Raw genomic sequence first — 19539 nt, forward strand, 5'->3', positions numbered from 1 at the left:
AGCAGTATTTTTAAAAATTTACGGCGCTTTATGGGCAAGGTTTTACAAAACTTGTATTTTTGTTATTACTAATCACTTATCATTCTGCTTAACCCCTAAACTAATGACTGAATTTTCAATTTATCTTCAATTGGGTTACCAACATATAACCGATATCAATGGCTATGATCACATTCTTTTCGTAGTGGCTTTATGTGCTATTTATCGTATATCCGATTGGAGGAAAATACTGATTCTTGTCACTGCGTTTACTATAGGCCATTCGGTTACATTAGCTTTGGCTGCCCTGCAGATAATTGATTACAGTACCGAGCTTATTGAGTTCCTGATTCCTGTTACTATCATTTTTACCTGTGTTGCCAATTTATTTCATAAAAGCACTACCAGTGTCTTGGCTGTTGAGCAGTTTTCGCCGGTCAGATACTTTTTAGCTCTGGGTTTTGGCCTTATTCACGGCATGGGTTTCTCTAGTTATCTGCGTAGCTTATTGGGGAAAGACCAGAACATTATTCAGCAGTTATTGGCGTTTAACGTAGGGCTTGAGTTTGGCCAGTTACTGATTGTTGCCATTACCCTGGTATTGTCATTTCTGGTTTTAAATGTTTTTCATGTAAAAAAACATACCTGGAATTTGATACTATCCAGTTTTGTAGCTGGGGTAGCATTCAAACTGATGACAGAAAAATGGTTTTTCTGATATAACTTTAGTGAATCAATTATTTTGTATAAATCGCAAACGTTTAAAATAACAGAGTATTAAACCTTCATCAAAGCATGAAAAAAATCTCCATTCTTATCTGGTCGGTTTTGTGCGGCATATGGTCGGTGAAAGCGCAGCAAGCGCCAACCACACAATACAACGCCAATACAAAATTTGAACAAATGGGTACTTCTTTACCTACCCCAAACACCTTCAGAACGGCTGCGGGTGCTCCCGGTAAAGATTATTGGCAGCAAAAGGCTGACTACGATATTAAAGCTGAATTAGACGACACTAACCAGAGCATTACCGGTACCGAGAAAATTACTTATACGAACAACGCTCCCGAAGAACTACGCTATTTGTGGTTACAACTGGATCAGAATGTATTCGCAAAAAACTCTGATGGAAACACTACCCGCCAGAGTGCTATCAATCCAACCAGCGGTTCAAGTTTTACTTCATTAGGAAACCTGAGTGGGGCTAATGATAAAGACTATGGGTACAAAATTCTGGCTGTGAAAGATGCCACAGGTAAAGATTTAAGATATACCATCAACGGAACTATGATGCGCATAGACCTGCCTGCACCTTTGGCTAAAGGTGTGGCCTTTGTGTTTCAGGTCGACTGGAAATTCAATATTATAGATTTGAAATCAGTTGGTGGCAGAAGCGGGTTTGAGCTTTTCCCGAAAGACGGAAATGTGCTGTATGAAATTGCACAGTGGTTCCCCCGGATGGCTGTCTATGATGATGTAAACGGATGGCAGCATAAGCAATTCCTGGGGCAGGGTGAATTTACTCTTCCTTTCGGAGACTACAAAGTTGCACTGACCGTGCCTAACGATATGGTATTGGGAGCAACAGGAGAATTGCAAAACCCGAAGGATGTATTGACACCAACGCAACAGAAACGTTTAGAGCAGGCCAAAACATCTAAAACGCCTGTGTTGATTGTGACTCAGGCAGAAGCCGAAGCCGCTGAGAAAGGTAAACCAACGGGCAAAAAAACATGGGTGTATACCGCTAAAAATGTACGTGATTTTGCCTTTGCCACTTCGCGCAAATTCATCTGGGACGCCATGCAGGTAGATGTTGAAGGCAAAAAAGTATGGGCAATGTCTTTATACCCGAAAGAGGCCAATCCGCTTTGGGGCCAGTATTCTACCCGTGTAGTAGCACATACGCTGGTTAACTATTCAAAGCGTACCATTGCATATCCGTATCCGGTTGCTTATTCTGTACACGGTACTGTAGGGGGTATGGAATACCCGATGATGAGTTTCAACGGTGCACGCCCGGAAGCAGACGGCACTTACTCAGAAGGCACAAAGAATTTCCTTATTCTGGTTATTATACACGAGGTGGGTCATAACTTCTTCCCGATGATTGTGAATTCTGACGAGCGCCAATGGTCGTGGATGGACGAAGGCTTAAACTCATTCCTTGAAGGTCTTACCTGTCTGGAGTGGGACAGAAACTTTCCGGCTACAGGTATCGAGCCGCAGTACATAACAGGTTATATGAAATTGGATGCCGATAAGCAGAATTCAATCATGAGTAGTTCGGATAACATCTTACCGGGTACTTTCGGGCCTAATGCCTATTCAAAACCTGCTACGGGTCTGAATATCCTGCGTGAAACCATTATGGGTCGTGAGCTATTCGATTACGCATTTAAAGAATACGCACGCCGCTGGGCATTTAAACACCCTACACCGGCCGATTTCTTCCGTACCATGGAAGATGCCTCAGGTGTTGACCTCGATTGGTTCTGGAAAGGCTGGTTTTACGGTGTTGAGCCGGTTGACCAGGCCATTGCCAACGTAGAGTGGTATAGCATTGATTCTCAGGACCCTTCTAAGCAAAAAGCCGTAGCCAGAACAGATGCAGATGCCAAGAGAGAGACATTGAGCAATATCCGCAATAAAACTGATATCAAACAGACGGTAGTTGAGGCCGATTCAACCATGAGGGATTTCTATAACTCTTATGATAAGTTTGCAGTAACTGATGCCGACAAGAAGAAATATGATCAATATCTTTCTACCCTTACGGCTGATGAGCGCAAAATGGTAGATGAAGGCAAAAACTTTTATGTATTGAGCCTGAAAAACAAAGGTGGTTTGGTAATGCCGGTAATTATAAGAATGGAATTTGAAGACGGGACCTTTGAAGATGTAAGAATACCTGTGGAATTGTGGAGATTGAATGACAAAGAAGTGAAAAAAACTTTAGTTACTACCAAAAAAGTAGCGAAGTTTAAATTGGATCCTTATCATGAAATTCCTGACATAGATACTTCAGACAACACGTTCCCGAAAGAGCCGCAGCAGCCAACCCGCTTCCAGGCTTTCAAGCAAAAAGGCTTTAATGCAGGTCCGAATCCTATGCAGGAGGCTAAAAAAAGCCAACCTTCTGGCGTGCAGACAAGTGGAGACAAGAAATAACAATTCTTACAGAAATAGTGTTAAATTTAGCCGGAGAGATTGCTCTCCGGCTTTTTTGTTCAACAAACCATGTACACGGCTATGCAAACACTGAAACTTTCGATTGAAAACCACATTGCACACATAATATTAAACAGGCCCGAAAAAGCAAATGCATTAAACCAATCGGCCTGGGATGAAATCGAGGAATTGTTTGAGAACCTGGATGAGAACCCCAATGTGCGTGTGATTATACTTGAAGGGGGTGAAAGCAACCACTTTTGTGCAGGCATTGATTTAAGCCTGCTGATGTCGGTTTCGCAGACAGATATTACTTGTGAGGGGAGAAGGAGAGAAAAAGTGAGAAAGGATGTTTTCCGCCTGCAAGCGCCTATCAATGCCATTGAGAATTGTTCCAAGCCTGTCTTGGTAGCGGTGCATGGCGGTTGTATAGGAGGTGGGTTAGATATTATTTGCGCCTGCGATATGCGCTATTGCACGGAAGACGCCTACTTTACCATTAAGGAAATAGACATGGGTATGGTGGCTGATTTAGGCACATTACAGCGTCTGCCTAAGCTGATAGGCGAGGGGTGGGTGCGTGAAATGGCTTACACCGGACGCCATGTGGATGGCAAAGAAGCCGAGAAAATAGGTATTGTAAACCGGGTCTTTGTTGATAAAACTACTATGATGGAAGAGGTATTTAAACTGGCAACTACCATCGCTGCTAAATCGCCTTTATCTATCCGTGGTACCAAGCATATTTTGCTGCACACAAGAGACCATTCGGTAGCCGATGGCCTGAACTACATGGCAACCTGGAATGCCGCCATGCTGCTATCGAACGACTTGCAGGAGGCTTTCGTGGCCAAAACCCAGAAACGTGAGACAAGTTTTGAGGATTGAGAAATTTGATAAACGAAAAAACCCTGCCGACTGACAGGGTTTTTTTGATATAATTTCTGAACGAATTAAGCCAGTGCAAAAACACCTTTGCTTTCGTTGCGTTTGCGCTCGTTTTCGTCAAGGTAAATTTTACGCATACGAATCGACTTAGGCGTAATTTCCAGATACTCATCTTTCTGGATATACTCCATAGCATCTTCTAAAGAGAAGTTAATTTTCGGAGCGATACGTACGTTATCATCAGAGCCCGAAGCACGCATGTTGGTCAGTTTCTTGGCTGTCTGAAGGTTAATAACAATATCATTCTGACGGTTATGCTCGCCTACTACCATACCCATATAGATGTCTTCATTCGGGTCGATAAAGAATACGCCTCTGTCTTGCAATTTATCAATTGAATAAGGTGTGGCAGGGCCATTACCCATCGAAATCAATGAACCATTGATACGTCCCGGAATTGCTCCTTTAAATGGCTCGTATGCTTTAAAGCGGTGATTCATGATTGCCTCACCAAAAGTAGCTGTAAGTACGTTTGAGCGCAGACCAATTAAACCACGAGACGGAATGTTGAACTCAAGGTGTTGTAAATCACCTTTAGGTTCCATAATTAACAACTCGCCTTTGCGTTGGGTTACTAACTCAATTACTTTTCCTGATGTTTCGTCAGGCACGTCTACAACCAGGGTTTCAATTGGCTCAAGTCTTTCACCGTTTTCACCCTCTTTATACAATACCTGTGGCTGGCCAACCTGTAGTTCATATCCTTCACGGCGCATGGTTTCAATTAAAACCGACAAGTGAAGAATACCACGACCAAACACAATGAATTTATCTTCAGTATCACCTGTTTCAACACGTAATGCAAGGTTTTTCTCAGTTTCTTTCATCAGGCGGTCACGTAGGTGGCGCGAGGTCACGAACTTACCTTCTTTACCGAAGAACGGAGAGTTATTGATGGTGAACAACATATTCATAGTTGGCTCATCAATAGAAATACGTGGTAATGCTTCAGGATTTTCTGCATCGGCAACGGTATCGCCAATTTCAAAGTCTTCAATACCTGTTACGGCACAAATCTCACCTGAACTCACTTCTGTAACTCTTGCTTTACCTAAGCCTTCAAAAACGTGAAGTTCTTTGATACGCATCTTTTTGGCGCTGCCGTCTGCTTTGCAAAGTGCTACCTGCATACCTTCTTTCAACACACCTCTGGCAACACGGCCGATCGCAATACGACCTACAAAAGAAGAGTAATCTAAAGAGGTAATCTGCATTTGGGCAGAACCTTCTACTACTGGCGATGCTGGTATGTTGGCAACAATGGCATCCAGCAAAGGTATAATATCTGTCGTTGGTTTTTTCCAGTCGGTGCTCATCCAACCTTGTTTTGACGACCCGTATAAGCAAGGGAAATCAAGCTGGTCTTCAGTAGCGTCAAGGTTAAACATCAGATCGAACACTTGCTCGTGTACCTCATCCGGACGACAGTTTTCTTTATCTACCTTATTTACTACTACAATAGGCTTCAAACCTAATTGTAAGGCTTTGCCTAATACGAAACGCGTTTGAGGCATCGGGCCTTCAAAGGCATCAACTAATAAAATAACACCGTCGGCCAATTTCAAAACACGTTCAACCTCGCCTCCGAAGTCGGCGTGGCCTGGAGTATCTATAATATTGATTTTAACATCGTTGTAACGTACTGATACGTTTTTCGACACAATGGTGATTCCGCGTTCACGTTCAAGGTCGTTGTTATCAAGAATTAAATCACCAAATTCCTGATTTTCTCTGAAAATTTTTGAAGCATGAATAATTTTGTCAACCAGAGTTGTTTTACCGTGGTCAACGTGGGCAATGATGGCAATGTTTCTAATATTTTGCATGAAGTCTAAAGTTATCGTAATGCGTCAATCTTTACCCTAACACATCACGGATAAATGACTAACGAACTACACCTTTTTAAAATAAACTGCAAAATTAGAAAAATACAATGAGAAAACCTTGTTTTTGGTAGATAATCCTATGATTATTAAATTGTTAATAGGAAAAATACAAAAAATGGAGTGTTTTTAGGGAGTGCTTATTTTAATAAAGTATATACGAAAGCCGTATAAAATAGTTAAGCTGATACAAAACAAGAAAATACCCCGGCACAAAAAGCATACAAAGGGCATTTTTTTATACTATGATAAGTCAATTAAAACTCATTCAGAACAATCACCTTCGACTCTACCATATTCGAAACATTCCCCGAACGGTCTTTGATAGTAATCTCATATTTGATTGAATCCTTAGCAGGAATAGAATTATGGAAGTAGACGATTGAATAATCGAGCGTTCCTTCTATTGGCCTTTTCTTATTGTCTGCTTTAAGGCGTGGGAAAAAGCCCGAGTAGGGTATCTTCTGCTCTACTTCTTTAAAAACGCCTTTATCCCGGCGAAAAATCCGGATTATGTAATTAAAGTCTTGTTTTTCTACTGCTGCTTTTTTTTCCTCTTCATTCAGTCCCAGATCACCGTCACCGTCTTCAAACTTGATGGTTAATATGACCGAATCTTTCTTTGAACCCGAAAACTCATCCAGTCTTATTTCCTTCCGTAAATTTTTGAACTCAATATAGGGTGTTGTATCAAAAGATACATCTTTATAACAACCTGTTAATAAAGCGGCTACACTAAAAACAACCAATACTGAAACCTTTTTCATTTCTAATCTGTAATTTTATAAGCAATTTAGTATAAAAAAGATAGTTTAGAGTTTGAAACAATAATTTTTTGTTGATGTACTCATAAACTATTAATTAATCTTTTACATGGGTATCCGCGACGAACTTAAATCGGCAGTGCTTCAATTGAATGACAATTCTCAAAACCCACAGGCTTTTGAAGAATTGGCTCTCGAAATTTTCCGTTTTCAGGCATTTGCCAATCCTGTTTATAAAGAGTATTTGGGTTTTCTGCGCATTAATCCTCAGAAGATTGACCGCCTGGAAAAAATACCTTTTCTGCCTATTCAGTTTTTCAAGCACCATAAAATTATCAGCGACAACGCCCCGACACAAATAGTTTTTGAAAGCAGCGGTACTACCCAACAAAATGTCAGCAAACACTACGTAAGCGATTTACCCTTTTATGAGCATGTAAGTCAGAAAATCTTTGAGCAATTCTACGGCCCGGTAACCGACTATCACATTTTAGCGTTGCTCCCTTCGTATCTTGAACGAAATAACTCGTCGTTGGTGTATATGGTGCAGAGTTTTATTTATCGCACTTACTCAAGAGAATCAGGTTTCTACCTCCATAATACGACAGAATTGCTTGAAAAGCTGCAACAACTTTCAGAAAACACGCAAACGCACCGGAAAGTTTTGCTCATGGGTGTAACTTTTGCCTTACTTGATCTGGTGGAAGAAGAACACAACCTCGATTTTATGACGAGCCTGAAAGACCGGCTTATTGTGATGGAAACCGGAGGCATGAAAGGGCGAAGAAAAGAACTATTGCGCGAAGAAGTACACGAGATACTGAAAGACCGGTTGCCGGTTGAACAAATACATTCAGAATATGGAATGACAGAACTTCTTTCGCAGGGATACTCTAAGGGCGAGGGCGTATTCGAACTCCCGGCAACACTTAAAATACTGCTGCGGGAAATAAATGACCCGTTTAAGATAATCCTTACCCAATTTCATTCGGGCCTTTCTAAAGAAACCACCGTTAGGGGGGGCATTAATGTAATTGATCTGGCAAATATTGATTCATGTAGTTTTATAGAAACACAAGACCTGGGGGCGTATCAGATTGGCAGCCAGCAATTCAGCGTCATTGGGCGTTTCGATAACTCTGATGTCCGGGGTTGTAACCTGTTGGTGCTTTGAGTTTATAAGAATCTGTTCAGTGTCCGTAACACCGGCGGCAAATAACTGGTACTGAAAATGTTTACGTGTACCATCAACGGGTAGAGGTTGTATATAGATACTCTTTCATCAAATCGGGGCTGCAAAGGGAAACTTTCGTGGTAGGCTTCATAAAACCGATTGTCGAAACCGCCGAAAAGTGCGGTAAAAGCTATTTCTATTTCCCGGTTGCCATAATAAGTAGCCGGATCAACCAGACAGGGCTTACCTTTATCGTCAGTAATTACATTGCCCGACCATAAATCTCCATGCAACAATGAAGGTTTTTCATCGGGTAGCAAGTCAGGCAATACTTTATAGAATCTTTGAAACTTGTCATAAACCTCTTTGCTTATCAGATCATTGTAATACGCTAGCCCTGCCTGCACATTCAATCTCTTTTCAATGAAAAAGCTTATCCAGTCGGTACTCGTTTCGTTGTATTGTTCTAATGACCCAATGTAGTTGTTGAAGTGAAGGCCGAATGAATCATTGGTGTTTCGGTGCAAGGCTGCCAGGTTTTGTCCTAATACTTCCCAATAATCGAAACCGGGCTTGGTATACTCTATATTTTCCAGAATAAGGTAATCCTGCCCGTCTCTTCGGCCCCAGTTGATTACTTCGGGAACCCTGATGATATTGGCGTCACGTAGCAAATTTAATCCTGCTGCTTCCGATTGAAACAGGCCGTCAAGATTACGGGTGTTATACTTTATAAAGTACTTGCCTTCGTTGGTATCTACTTGCACAGTTACATTAATATTGCCACCCTGAAGCAGACGATATTCGGTCACTTGTACGTCGCGTCCCAGAGTCTCAAAAAAGACACCTTCAAAAAACTGGAATTGATCTTCTGTCATTTGCATAATCCGAATCTCCCTCGAAATTTTATCAGATTCATACCTCGGTTTTTGATTTGACAAAAACCGGATTCTCCTCCTGAGCCTATATCAATACAATTAGCAAAATAAGAACTTTCTCGTTAAATTTTCCGAACTTTGGCGTTCAAATTATGGTGCACATGGTGTAAAGGCTTGTTTTCGTCCTAAACCATATTTTTAAGAGGATTGTTGAAAATCTCTTTATTTACCGACCGATAGTTTGAGTGGTAATAACGCAAATGCGATAATTTTTATTCTAAGGTTAAAAGATTCAGGATACTACATGAAAAGAAATATAGCTATTTTAGGCTCAACAGGATCAGTAGGAACACAGGCAATAGAGGTGGTAGCCGCAAACCCTGATATTTTTGAAATAGAAGTTCTCACAGCCCAGAATAACGCCGATTTACTGATTGAGCAAGCGGCAAAGTTCAGACCTAATGTAGTGGTGATATCGAACGAAGCACTCTATGACAAGGTTTTTTCAGCACTAGACCCACTGCATATTAAAGTGTATGCAGGAGAGAAATCGCTGGCCTCAGTAGTACAAATGGAGTCCGTACACATGGTTCTTACCGCACTGGTAGGTTATGCGGGTCTTATTCCGACAATAGCAGCTATTAAAGCAGGTAAACATATTGCATTAGCCAACAAAGAGACACTTGTAGTGGCAGGAGAACTGGTAACCTTTCTGGCTAATGAGAACAAGGTGGATATTCTACCGGTTGATTCTGAGCACTCAGCCATTTTTCAATGTCTGGTAGGTGAATTCCATAACCCGATTGAAAAAATCATTCTCACGGCATCCGGAGGCCCTTTTCTGGGCAAGGACAGGGAGTTTCTCAAAACCGTTACCAAGCTGCAGGCGCTGAAGCACCCTAACTGGAGCATGGGCGCCAAAATCACTATTGATTCAGCCTCTTTAATGAACAAAGGCCTGGAAGTGATTGAAGCCAAATGGCTGTTTGGGCTGCAACCTTCACAAATAGAGGTGGTAGTGCATCCGCAAAGCATTATCCACTCAATGGTGCAGTTTGAGGACGGGAGCATCAAGGCACAGATGGGTCTGCCTGATATGCGCGTGCCTATCCAATTTGCGCTGGCGTATCCAAACCGTTTAAAATCTGATTTCCCCAGGTTCGATTTCAGTAAATATCCTGCACTTACTTTCCAGAAGCCAGACTCTGAAACATTCAGAAATCTGGGCTTTGCTTTCGAGGCACTTCATAAAGGTGGTAATATGGCCTGTATAGTAAACGCCGCTAATGAAATAGCCGTCGCCTCTTTTTTAAGAGACGAAATTGGTTTTCTTGAAATGTCTGACCTCATAGAAGCGTGTATGAACAGAGTCAGTTTTGTTAAAACACCGACACTGGAAGACTACATCCGGACAGATGAAGAAACCCGCCGCATTGCATTGGAGTTTTCTTTTTAAGCCAATAAATTTTTCTGGTAAAAGAATGGTGGATATCCGGGGCTTCCCGGACAAGCTAATGACACTTCGTTGCGGATGAAAACCGCTACTAACGGAGTTTTGTAGTTAAACTTCGAAAAACTAAGTATCTTTGTGCCAAATTATAAAGATATGAAACAGCCTTTTTATGTTCTCTACGAAGACAATCACCTCATTGTTGTCAATAAAGCACCAGGAGTGTTAGTACAGGGAGACGCTACCGGAGATAAGACCTTATCAGATTACGTAAAGGAGTATATTAAAAAAAAATATAACAAGCCCGGTGATGTTTTTTTAGGTACCGTCCATCGCCTTGACCGGCCTGTGAGTGGTATAGTTGTGTTTGCCCGTACCTCAAAGGCACTCGAACGCATGAACGAGCTTTTCCGCCGGAGAGACGTTCAGAAAATATACTGGGCCGTTGTGGGCAGAAAACCCGAAAAGAAAAGTGGTAAATTGACGGACTGGCTTCTTAAAAACGAAGAGAAAAATACAGTTGCAGCCTTTGATGAAGAAGTGAAAGGTTCACAAAAAGCAGAACTGAATTACCGGTATATGGGCGAAATCAACCACTTCCACTTGTTAGAGGTAAACCCGGTTACGGGGCGTCCGCATCAGATCCGCGTTCAATTGGCCAACATGGGCTGTCCGATTAGAGGTGATGTGAAATACGGCTTCCCAAGACTTAATCCTGAGGGTAATATCAATCTTCATGCGCGTCGTTTATACTTCGTTCATCCGGTAAAAAAAGAACCGATTCTGTGCATAGCACCACTACCCGAAAACCCTTTCTGGGAAGAGTTCCTTGAGTTGGATTCTGAAGAAATCAAAACTGAAAATCTGGACTTCCTGTATTAAGCAGGAGGTCATAATTTTGCCGGGTATCAACAAGCCCTTTGGTAATATTTTCGTAATTTGTCCGCATCAATCAACTCCTTAACTTATTAAAATGAATCGCAGAAATTTTATTTCTAAAAGTGCTATGGTAGCAGGGGCATCAGCCTTGCCTATGGGCGCTGCATTGGCAGCAGAAACAGAACATAATGGGCCTCAGCCCAATGCTGCCGACAAGTATAAACTCTTGTATGCTCCACACTTTGGTATGTTCGAAAACCTGGCCGGAAAAGACCTGATCGATCAGTTGAAATTTATGGCTGATAACGGATTTATGGCTTTGGAAGATAACGGAATGCTTGGCCGCCCGGTTGACGTACAAAAAAAGATAGGAGAGACCCTTGCCCAATTGAATATGAAGATGGGCGTATTTGTAATTGACGGAGGCGATAACTGGAAAATATCTCTGGCAACCGGCAAGAAGGAATTCCTCGAAAACTTTCTTAAAACCTGTCGTGCGTCGGTAGAAGTTGCCAAGCGTGTCAATGCCAGATGGGCAACAGTTGTACCCGGTTTTTTTGAAAGAAGATTACCGATAGGTATTCAGACCGCCAATGTAATTGATGCCTTACGCCGTGCCTGCGATATTCTGGAGCCTCATAATCTTACGATGGTTCTCGAACCATTAAGCGATACGCCTGAGCTTTTCCTGCGTAATTCAGACCAGACCTATATGATTTGTAAAGCCGTTAACAGCCCGTCATGTAAGATTCTGTTTGATATGTGGCACATGCAACGTAACGAAGGCCGACTGACACAAAATATGGATTGGTGCTGGAGCGAAATCGGGTATTTCCAGATTGGTGACGAACCGGGTCGTAATGAGCCTACTACAGGCGAAGTAAATTATAAAAGCCTGTTCAAGCACATTTATGATAAATCAAAGGCCAACAATCAGGAGTTTATCTTAGGCATGGAACATGGGAACGCCTACAAAGGTGCAGATGGTGAAAAGAAACTGATAGAGGCCTACAGATGGAGTGATAATTTCTAAAATGAAAATGATATGTTTGTGTATCAATAGAAAAGGTATCGGGTGTTAAACCCGATACCTTTTTTTGTTATAGATGCCAAATAAAAAAGTCTTACTCGTTGTACGAATAAGACCTTCATGCTATCTAAGTAATAATTATTTCTTAGTAGTGTCAGCAGCAGCTGTAGTGTCAGTAGTAGCTGTAGTGTCAGCTATAACTGCAGTTGCAGTAGTATCAACAGTAGTTGAGTCTGCTGATGTTTCTGATTTAGAAGTACAAGCTGCAAGAGAAGCGATACCGGCTACGAATAAGATTGCAAATACTTTTTTCATTTCTTTATGATGTTTAAGGTTTGAAACGCATTGCAAATTTAAGTTTATTTTAAGATACAATGCAAGTAGTTCTTAAATTTTTTTTAAAATCATCTTAAATGTTGCTTAAAAGAACAAAATTATCTTGCTTTTGTTCAATTTTAGTGATTGTTGCGGGTTTTAATTTTATCATAAATTCCGGTACTCCTGAAAGTCAGAAATTTATGGCCAAAGTAATTGGCAAGAAAACTAAAGCCCATGCCGACTACATGCGAGCTCTTTTCACGTACAAAAAGAGACTGGTCGGTAAAGTATTTATTGGCCAGGTGATCGAAGGTAAGAGACGATACGCCTACTTGTATTCCCCAGGCTATAAGGGCAATGATAAGAAACTTAAGCGATTCACGTCGTGTATTACCCGACTCCTTGGCAGAGAAAGCAAAAACTTTAGCGGGAATAAAACTTACCACCGTTGCTGTCAGATATCCTGCCGAAACGCTAAGATTGAAAGCCGGTTTATCAGCAAAACCCAAACCAAGAAAAAGATGCTTATACGGTATTTGTGTAATAAAATTAGTACCGGCACCTAAAACAGCAGTCAAAAAAAAGGAAATAAAGCCTCTCAGTTCTTTGTTCTTTATTTTTTTCAATAGGCTAAGCAAGGTGGTATCATTTAAAAAAGTATTTCAATTACATGAGGCTTCTTAATAAATCAGGGAATAACCCAAGTAAGATGGTACCGAATGCGGTGATTCCTAGAATAATCTTATGAAAAGGCTTCAGGCTGATACTTTCACCCTCACTTTCTTTCATATAAGCAGCAATAATGGGCTTGAAATAATAATAAATACCTACTGCCGACATCAGAATGGCTATAACCAACAGCCAGATGTATCCTCTGAAAGCGGCATCTGCAAAAACATAGAATTTACCCCAGAATCCTGCTGTAAGCGGAATACCCGCCAGCGAAAGCATTGAAACAGTTAAAACAAAAGCCAGAAAAGGACTTCTTTTACCCAGGCCATTCAATACGGCAATACTTTCATCCGGCCTTCCGTCTACCAGTTTTTCTCTCGATACAGCCATCAATACACCAAAGGCGCTGATGGTAGCCAAAGAATAAGCCAGTGAATAGAATATGATAGAATCGTCTGATTTATTACTTAAGCCTATCACTGCCAGCAACATATATCCGGCATGAGAAATACTCGAGAAGGCGAGCATGCGCTTGAAACTGGTCTGTGATACGGCAGTAACATTACTGATAACAAGGCTCAGTATGGTCATTACAATAACCATTACCCACCAGAAAGTATAGATAGGCGAGAATGAAACTTCCAATATACGGTAAATAGCTGCGAATCCGGCTGTTTTTACAATAGTCGACATGAACGTTGTAAAAATAGTCGGGGCTCCTTCATAAACGTCTGGTGTCCAGAAATGAAAAGGTGCCGCAGAAACTTTAAATAACAAACCTATTAATAAGAAAGTAACTCCTATATACAGATATACCGGGTGACCTGCGGCTTGTGTCTGAGAAATAACAGCACGTGCCGTATCAATATTAAAAGAGTAATTGGCACCATAAAGCATGGCTATACCAAACAGCATAATACCCGTTGCAAAAGACCCCATTAAGAAGTATTTAAGCGCGGCTTCGTTTCCTCTCAAATTCCGTTTATCACTTCCGGTCAGTACATACATTGAAACCGAAAGGATTTCGATACCAATGAAAAGCATAATCAGGTTCTGAAAGCCTGTCATGATGATGGCCCCTACAAGCGAGAACTGCAAGATCGCAAAATATTCTGCCGGTTGAGCGTGGTCATCGTCGATAAACCCTTTTGATAAGGCCATAATCAGAAAGGCCGAAATCAGCAGGACAGCCGTAAATAAAATAGACAGATTATTTACCTGCATCATATTACTGAAATACAAGCCCGGCTTGTTCCAATCATAGAAATTGGCAAGAAAGGCAAGCGTTACAAAAAACAATGAGGCAGGAAGTAAAACTTTCTTCGATTTAAGAAAACCCAAGAACAGAGTGATAATTCCGGTAATAGAAAGTACGAGTATAGGATACATAAGGTCTATTTATCATTATCAGTTCAATGGCAATTGCATAAGCTGCCAGAAATGAACCATGAATTAAGGATGAATCAGTTGTAATAAACTATTTACCGCAGGTTCAGTAATTTTCAGAAACACATTAGGGAAAATACCCATCAACAATACCACAGCAGCAATAGGCAACAGAACAGCTACTTCGGTACCCTTCACGTCACTGAATTCCGCTGTTACTTCATTACGCTCACCAAACATAGAGCGTTGCATCAGGCGCAGCATATAAACGGCTCCTAGAATAATGGTTAGTCCGGCAATACCTCCCAACCAGGCGTTTTTATCAAATACACCCTTCAATAATAAGAACTCTCCCACAAAGCCATTGGTAAGCGGCAGAGCCACACTGCCCAACATAATAATCATAAAATAGATGCTTAGCGCAGGTGTACTTTGAGTGATACCCCCTAATGCCTGCAGGTCTCTTGTCTGGGTGCGGTCATAGATAATTTTCACAATGAAAAACAAGCCAACCGCATTGATACCGTGTGCAACCATTTGTAATAAAGCACCCTGCACACCGCTTACTGTGCCTGATAAAACCCCTGCGGCCATTAAACCCATGTGTGCAAATGATGAGTAGGCTATCAGACGTTTGATATTATTTTGTTGAATAGCAATAACCGAACCGTAGATAAGACCGATAACAGATAATACCATGGCTATCATGCCGAAGTTTGAAAGGCCTACCGGCGTAAGCGGCAATAAGATACGGATCAAGCCATATACACCCATTTTCGATAAAAGGCCCGACAATAACATAGTAGCCGGTGTAGGCGATTCGCTATAGGCATCAGGTTGCCAGGTATGAAATGGCAACACCGGCATCTTAATGGCAAATGCTATAAAGAAAGCCCAGAACAACAGATTCTGGTTAGCTGGCGATATAAACTTAGCGGCGTTGTATAATTCCTGTATATTGGCAGTAGAAGCATTTACATATAGGTAAACAATAGCTACCAGCATAAACAAACTTCCAAACATGGTGTAAACAAACATTTTGAAAGTGATTTTCGGAGCATTTGCTCCTCCCCAAAGTGCTGCCAGAAAGTAAACCGGTATCAGCGCTGCTTCATAGAAGAAGTAGAACAGAAAAATATCTTTTGCCATAAAAACACCCATCAGCGCCGCTTCTGTCAATAAGATAAGCGAATAGAATGAAAAGTGTTTTTGATAGGTATTCTTAAAAGTAGAAAGAATAATAAGTGGGGTTAAAAAGCCTGTCAGGGCAATCATTAAAAGACTGATACCATCAATACCTAAATGGAAATTGATTCTCAGGTCTTTCATCCAGGCATATTTTACTTCTATAATGGTTTGAGAGTCAAACGAAAGAAAAGTATATGCAGCTATTACAAACTCAAGCAGCGCAGTCAACAATGCCACATTTTTTGATACTCCAGCATTACTACCTCTTAAAGAAAACAGAATAAGACTGCCGATAAGGGGAATTAGTATAAGGATTAGTGCTAACATCCGTAATTATTTTTAATTTTTAAGTCGTAATGTTTGGTTGAAATAAGCCGTTATTTTATTCCAACAAATGCTTTGATTGTTTCCAGAACCGGATACCCCAGATTAATACCCAAAATTATCGCAATACTGATAACCATGGCAAACAGATAGAAACCGGTGCCGCCGGCTTGTAATCTGCGGGTTAAACTGCTGAACGAGTTCACAAGACTACCTACACCGTTTACAATGCCGTCAAATCCTTTTGGTTCGAACAGACCCGCAAACAGGTTTGATAAACCCTTAACAGGAGTCACAAAAATGGCCCAGTAGGTTTCATCAATATAGTATTTGTTATAAATAACCTTCTGGATTCCTGTTATTTCGCTGTCTTCAACAGGTACATTTTTGCTGTTGCCAAATCTGGTATAAGCTACAAAAATTGAAATGGCTGCTGCGGCTACCGAAATGCCCATTAGTATCCATTCGGTAGAATGATCGATTGGATGTGCGCCGAACTCAGGATTAACGGCTTTTGAACCCTCGTAAATCGGATTCAGGAAGTCTGCTAAAGCATGTGGGAAGTGGAAGATCTCCGGCATACCTACAAAACCACCAACAACAGATAATGCTGCCAGCACCATCAACGGGATAGTCATACTCGCAGGCGATTCATGTAAATGGTGTTCCTGCTCATGGGTACCTCTGAAAGGTCCTGTGAAAGTAAGGAAAAACAGACGGAACATGTAGAAGGCGGTCATCATTGAGCCTAATACAGCCAACACCCACATTAATTTATTGTGCTCGTATACATGCGCCAGAATTTCATCTTTAGAGAAGAAACCGGCAAATGGCGGAATACCCGAAATAGCGATGGTTCCGATTAGGAAAGTAATGGCAGTAATTTTTATCTTGCTCCACAAGCCACCCATCCGGCGGATATCCTGTTCTCCACTCATGGCATGAATCACGCTACCAGCGCCAAGGAATAACAAAGCCTTGAAGAAAGCATGTGTAACCACATGGAAAAAGCCCGACGTATAAGCCGAAACTCCCAATGCCATAAACATATAACCTAACTGGCTGACAGTTGAGTAAGCGAGTACTTTCTTGATATCGTTCTGGAAGATACCGATGGTAGCGGCAAGAACTGCAGTGGCTACGCCTATCCAGGCTACAAATTCAAGTGTTTCAGGAGAAAGTGTATATAGAATATTCGAGCGGACGATCATGTAAATACCCGACGTAACCATGGTTGCGGCGTGAATCAAAGCCGAAACCGGGGTAGGGCCGGCCATCGCATCAGGCAACCAGGTATAGAGCGGAATCTGTGCCGATTTACCCATTGCACCGATGAACAGAAAGCCTGTAATGGCAATAATGGTGCTGTCGCCAATGGTAAAGCCTTTTGCTTTTTCGAATACCTCCGTGTATTCAACCGACCCGAAATTTAATATAATCAGGAAGATCCCTATTAAAAAGCCCAGGTCACCGATACGGTTCATAATAAAGGCTTTTCGGGCAGCATTGCCGTATTCAGTATTTTTATTCCAGAATCCTATCAACAGATAAGAACACAAACCGACACCTTCCCAACCGATAAACATAACCACATAGTTTGAACCCATTACCAACAAAAGCATCGAAAACAGGAACAAATTAAGGAAGGACATAAATTTGCCGTATCCTTCATCATCATGCATATAACCCATCGAGTAGAGGTGTATCAATGTACCTACACCTGTAATTACGAAGAGCATGAGAATAGAAAGCTGGTCTATCTGAAACGCGAAGTTGATTTGTAAAGATCCGACGGTAATCCAGTCGAACACATTAACAACGATAGGCTGGTTGGTTTCAGCAAATTGGGTATAGGCTAAAATAGTACCAATAAATGATAACAAAGAAGCCCCAACACCTATGGGTCCGGCTAAACTTTTAGAAATTTTACGAAACCCAAGACCGTTGATTAAAAAACCAATGAGTGGAAATAAAGGTATTAGAGTAATGATTGACATATTAATAGCCTCAGCCTCAAAGGCATGAATAAGGTTTAGTAAACTAAATATACTATATTGCAGGAAGGGCTTACCACTTCAATTTATCCAATAAACCGACATCAATTGAGCGGATATTTCTATAAATCATCACGATAATGGCCAGCCCGACGGCTACTTCAGCTGCGGCTACAGCCATAATAAAAAATACAAAAACCTGCCCGGACGGATCAGCGCGATACGAAGAAAATGCAATCAATAAAAGATTAACGGCGTTGAGCATTAGCTCAATCGACATAAATATGATAATCGCATTGCGGCGTATCAATACACCTACCATCCCGATGATGAATAAAATACTTGCCAGTAAGACATAATTTAGCAAAGGAACGGTCTGGATAATGTCTGGTATTTTACTTTGCATTTGCAGATTTATGGTTGTTTTTCCGAAAAAAATTTTCGCAAAAATAATGAACAATTATCAATAAACAATTATCGACCTGAATTTTAACGCCTGATCAGGTCTTAACAAAATACTATTATTTATAGAAGAAAAAGTTACTTAATAAGCCGGAAAATCACTTTTCAAGCATCATTTTTAGCTTTATTTCAGTTAATTTTCTCTTGGTGTCCAGCGGGAAATCCCCATTAATCATCCAATCATAATACTGGGGTTCTTGTTTTAATATGAGCCTGACAGGCTTGCCGTTGTGTTTGCCGAAGTTGAATAACACTTCACCTTTACTGTTGAGGGTCATGCGTTGCGCGAAATCAACAATATTGGCCGATGTCAGCTGATGCAATACATCCATGTCATTTTTTACAGGTTCGTATTCTTCCCCTTTATCATTCTTCAGTTTTACACCATCATATTTTTCAACTTGTGAACATAGCACTTCAAGTGTGGCAAGTGTATCAACTTCTGCACTATGTGCTCCTTCAAGTTGTTTTTGACAATAGAAACGATATGCAGCTGAAAGCGTTCGGGGTTCCATCAGGTGGAAAATCCTTTGGGCGTCAATCAGTTTACGGTTCTTTATATCAAAGTCCACATCAATTCTTAAAAACTCTTCTACCAGCATGGGTACATCAAACCGATTGCTGTTAAACCCGGCCAGGTCGCAGCCTTCTATAAACTGAGCAAGTGATTTACCTATTTGCTTGAATGTTGGCGCATCTTTTATGTCTTCATCATAAATGCCATGAATCAGGCTCGTTTCCAGCGGAATCGGTATGCCCGGATTGATCAGTTTCGTTTTTACCTCAACGGTTCCGTCCAGTTTGGCTTTGGCAATACACAATTCCACAATTCTGTCTTTGGTAATATTAACTCCTGTGGTTTCGAGGTCAATTACGGCAAGAGGTTTTCGGAGTTTAAGTGTATGAGTAAGCATTATCAATCATTTAATTCAAAAGCACAAAGTTAGGAAATTATCAAACGGATTAGATAAATCAGTATTAAATTATATTGGCGTCAATATCAGTAGCACAGATTGGTAATCCGTGGTTTTTTATTCGT

General features: G+C 41.1%; 17 protein-coding genes. 7 read left to right on the forward strand and 10 right to left on the reverse strand.

What is annotated here, in order from left to right; translation table 11 throughout:
* Positions 1–103: 103 nt before the first annotated feature.
* The 3 genes from AC1RRY_RS00120 (at position 104) to AC1RRY_RS00130 (ending at position 4038) form a co-directional block, all read left to right on the forward strand.
* Complete coding sequence (locus tag AC1RRY_RS00120) at positions 104–697, forward strand: HupE/UreJ family protein (RefSeq protein ID WP_492819206.1); 594 nt, start codon at positions 104–106, stop codon at positions 695–697.
* 77 nt (positions 698–774) lie between these two features.
* Positions 775–3150, forward strand: a complete 2376-nt coding sequence (locus tag AC1RRY_RS00125) for a M1 family metallopeptidase (RefSeq protein ID WP_492819204.1) — start codon at positions 775–777, stop codon at positions 3148–3150.
* 81 nt (positions 3151–3231) lie between these two features.
* Positions 3232–4038 (forward strand): crotonase/enoyl-CoA hydratase family protein, encoded by an 807-nt coding sequence (locus AC1RRY_RS00130; protein ID WP_492819202.1) that lies wholly within the window; start codon positions 3232–3234, stop codon positions 4036–4038.
* A 65-nt stretch (positions 4039–4103) separates the two neighbouring features.
* Here AC1RRY_RS00130 and typA read toward each other — a convergent pair whose 3' ends face one another.
* Both typA and AC1RRY_RS00140 read right to left on the reverse strand, forming a co-directional pair.
* Positions 4104–5924 carry a translational GTPase TypA gene (typA, locus tag AC1RRY_RS00135; protein ID WP_492819200.1) on the reverse strand — a complete coding sequence of 607 codons (1821 nt, stop codon included), beginning with the start codon at positions 5922–5924 and terminating at the stop codon, positions 4104–4106.
* Positions 5925–6238: 314 nt separating this feature from the next.
* Positions 6239–6748 carry a hypothetical protein gene (locus AC1RRY_RS00140; RefSeq protein ID WP_492819198.1) on the reverse strand — a complete coding sequence of 170 codons (510 nt, stop codon included), beginning with the start codon at positions 6746–6748 and terminating at the stop codon, positions 6239–6241.
* 106 nt (positions 6749–6854) lie between these two features.
* On the opposite strand from AC1RRY_RS00140, the gene AC1RRY_RS00145 reads away from it, so the two are divergent.
* Positions 6855–7919, forward strand: a complete 1065-nt coding sequence (locus AC1RRY_RS00145; RefSeq protein WP_492819196.1) for a LuxE/PaaK family acyltransferase — start codon at positions 6855–6857, stop codon at positions 7917–7919.
* Positions 7920–7921: 2 nt separating this feature from the next.
* Here the strand turns inward: AC1RRY_RS00145 and AC1RRY_RS00150 are convergent, their stop codons facing one another.
* Positions 7922–8797 carry a fructosamine kinase family protein gene (locus AC1RRY_RS00150; protein WP_492819194.1) on the reverse strand — a complete coding sequence of 292 codons (876 nt, stop codon included), beginning with the start codon at positions 8795–8797 and terminating at the stop codon, positions 7922–7924.
* A gap of 304 nt (positions 8798–9101) precedes the next feature.
* Here AC1RRY_RS00150 and AC1RRY_RS00155 point away from each other — a divergent pair, with 304 nt between their 5' ends.
* The 3 genes from AC1RRY_RS00155 to AC1RRY_RS00165 all read left to right on the forward strand — a co-directional run bounded on the left by AC1RRY_RS00155 (position 9102) and on the right by AC1RRY_RS00165 (position 12159).
* A complete protein-coding gene (locus tag AC1RRY_RS00155; protein WP_492819192.1) occupies positions 9102–10253 on the forward strand; it encodes a 1-deoxy-D-xylulose-5-phosphate reductoisomerase in 1152 nt (383 codons plus the stop codon).
* Positions 10254–10403: 150 nt separating this feature from the next.
* Entirely contained in the window at positions 10404–11129 is a 726-nt protein-coding gene (locus AC1RRY_RS00160) for an RluA family pseudouridine synthase (RefSeq protein ID WP_492819190.1), read from the forward strand.
* A gap of 91 nt (positions 11130–11220) precedes the next feature.
* Positions 11221–12159: a hydroxypyruvate isomerase family protein gene (locus AC1RRY_RS00165; protein WP_492819188.1), complete on the forward strand. Its 939-nt coding sequence runs from the start codon at positions 11221–11223 to the stop codon at positions 12157–12159.
* Positions 12160–12294: 135 nt separating this feature from the next.
* Here the strand turns inward: AC1RRY_RS00165 and AC1RRY_RS00170 are convergent, their stop codons facing one another.
* The 7 genes from AC1RRY_RS00170 to AC1RRY_RS00200 form a co-directional block, all read right to left on the reverse strand.
* Positions 12295–12471 carry a hypothetical protein gene (locus AC1RRY_RS00170; protein ID WP_492819186.1) on the reverse strand — a complete coding sequence of 59 codons (177 nt, stop codon included), beginning with the start codon at positions 12469–12471 and terminating at the stop codon, positions 12295–12297.
* 140 nt (positions 12472–12611) lie between these two features.
* Positions 12612–13100: a GtrA family protein gene (locus tag AC1RRY_RS00175; protein ID WP_492819184.1), complete on the reverse strand. Its 489-nt coding sequence runs from the start codon at positions 13098–13100 to the stop codon at positions 12612–12614.
* Positions 13101–13140: 40 nt separating this feature from the next.
* Positions 13141–14535 (reverse strand): NADH-quinone oxidoreductase subunit N, encoded by a 1395-nt coding sequence (locus tag AC1RRY_RS00180; RefSeq protein WP_492819182.1) that lies wholly within the window; start codon positions 14533–14535, stop codon positions 13141–13143.
* Between the two features lie 63 nt (positions 14536–14598).
* Positions 14599–16047 carry a complex I subunit 4 family protein gene (locus AC1RRY_RS00185; protein WP_492819180.1) on the reverse strand — a complete coding sequence of 483 codons (1449 nt, stop codon included), beginning with the start codon at positions 16045–16047 and terminating at the stop codon, positions 14599–14601.
* A 50-nt stretch (positions 16048–16097) separates the two neighbouring features.
* Entirely contained in the window at positions 16098–18041 is a 1944-nt protein-coding gene (gene nuoL, locus AC1RRY_RS00190; protein ID WP_492819178.1) for an NADH-quinone oxidoreductase subunit L, read from the reverse strand.
* A 70-nt stretch (positions 18042–18111) separates the two neighbouring features.
* Positions 18112–18444 (reverse strand): NADH-quinone oxidoreductase subunit NuoK, encoded by a 333-nt coding sequence (gene nuoK, locus AC1RRY_RS00195; protein ID WP_492819176.1) that lies wholly within the window; start codon positions 18442–18444, stop codon positions 18112–18114.
* Positions 18445–18598: 154 nt separating this feature from the next.
* Complete coding sequence (locus AC1RRY_RS00200; RefSeq protein ID WP_492819174.1) at positions 18599–19414, reverse strand: exonuclease domain-containing protein; 816 nt, start codon at positions 19412–19414, stop codon at positions 18599–18601.
* Positions 19415–19539 lie beyond the last annotated feature (125 nt).

Source organism: Emticicia sp. GW821-FHT11C11 (genome assembly GCF_058808615.1).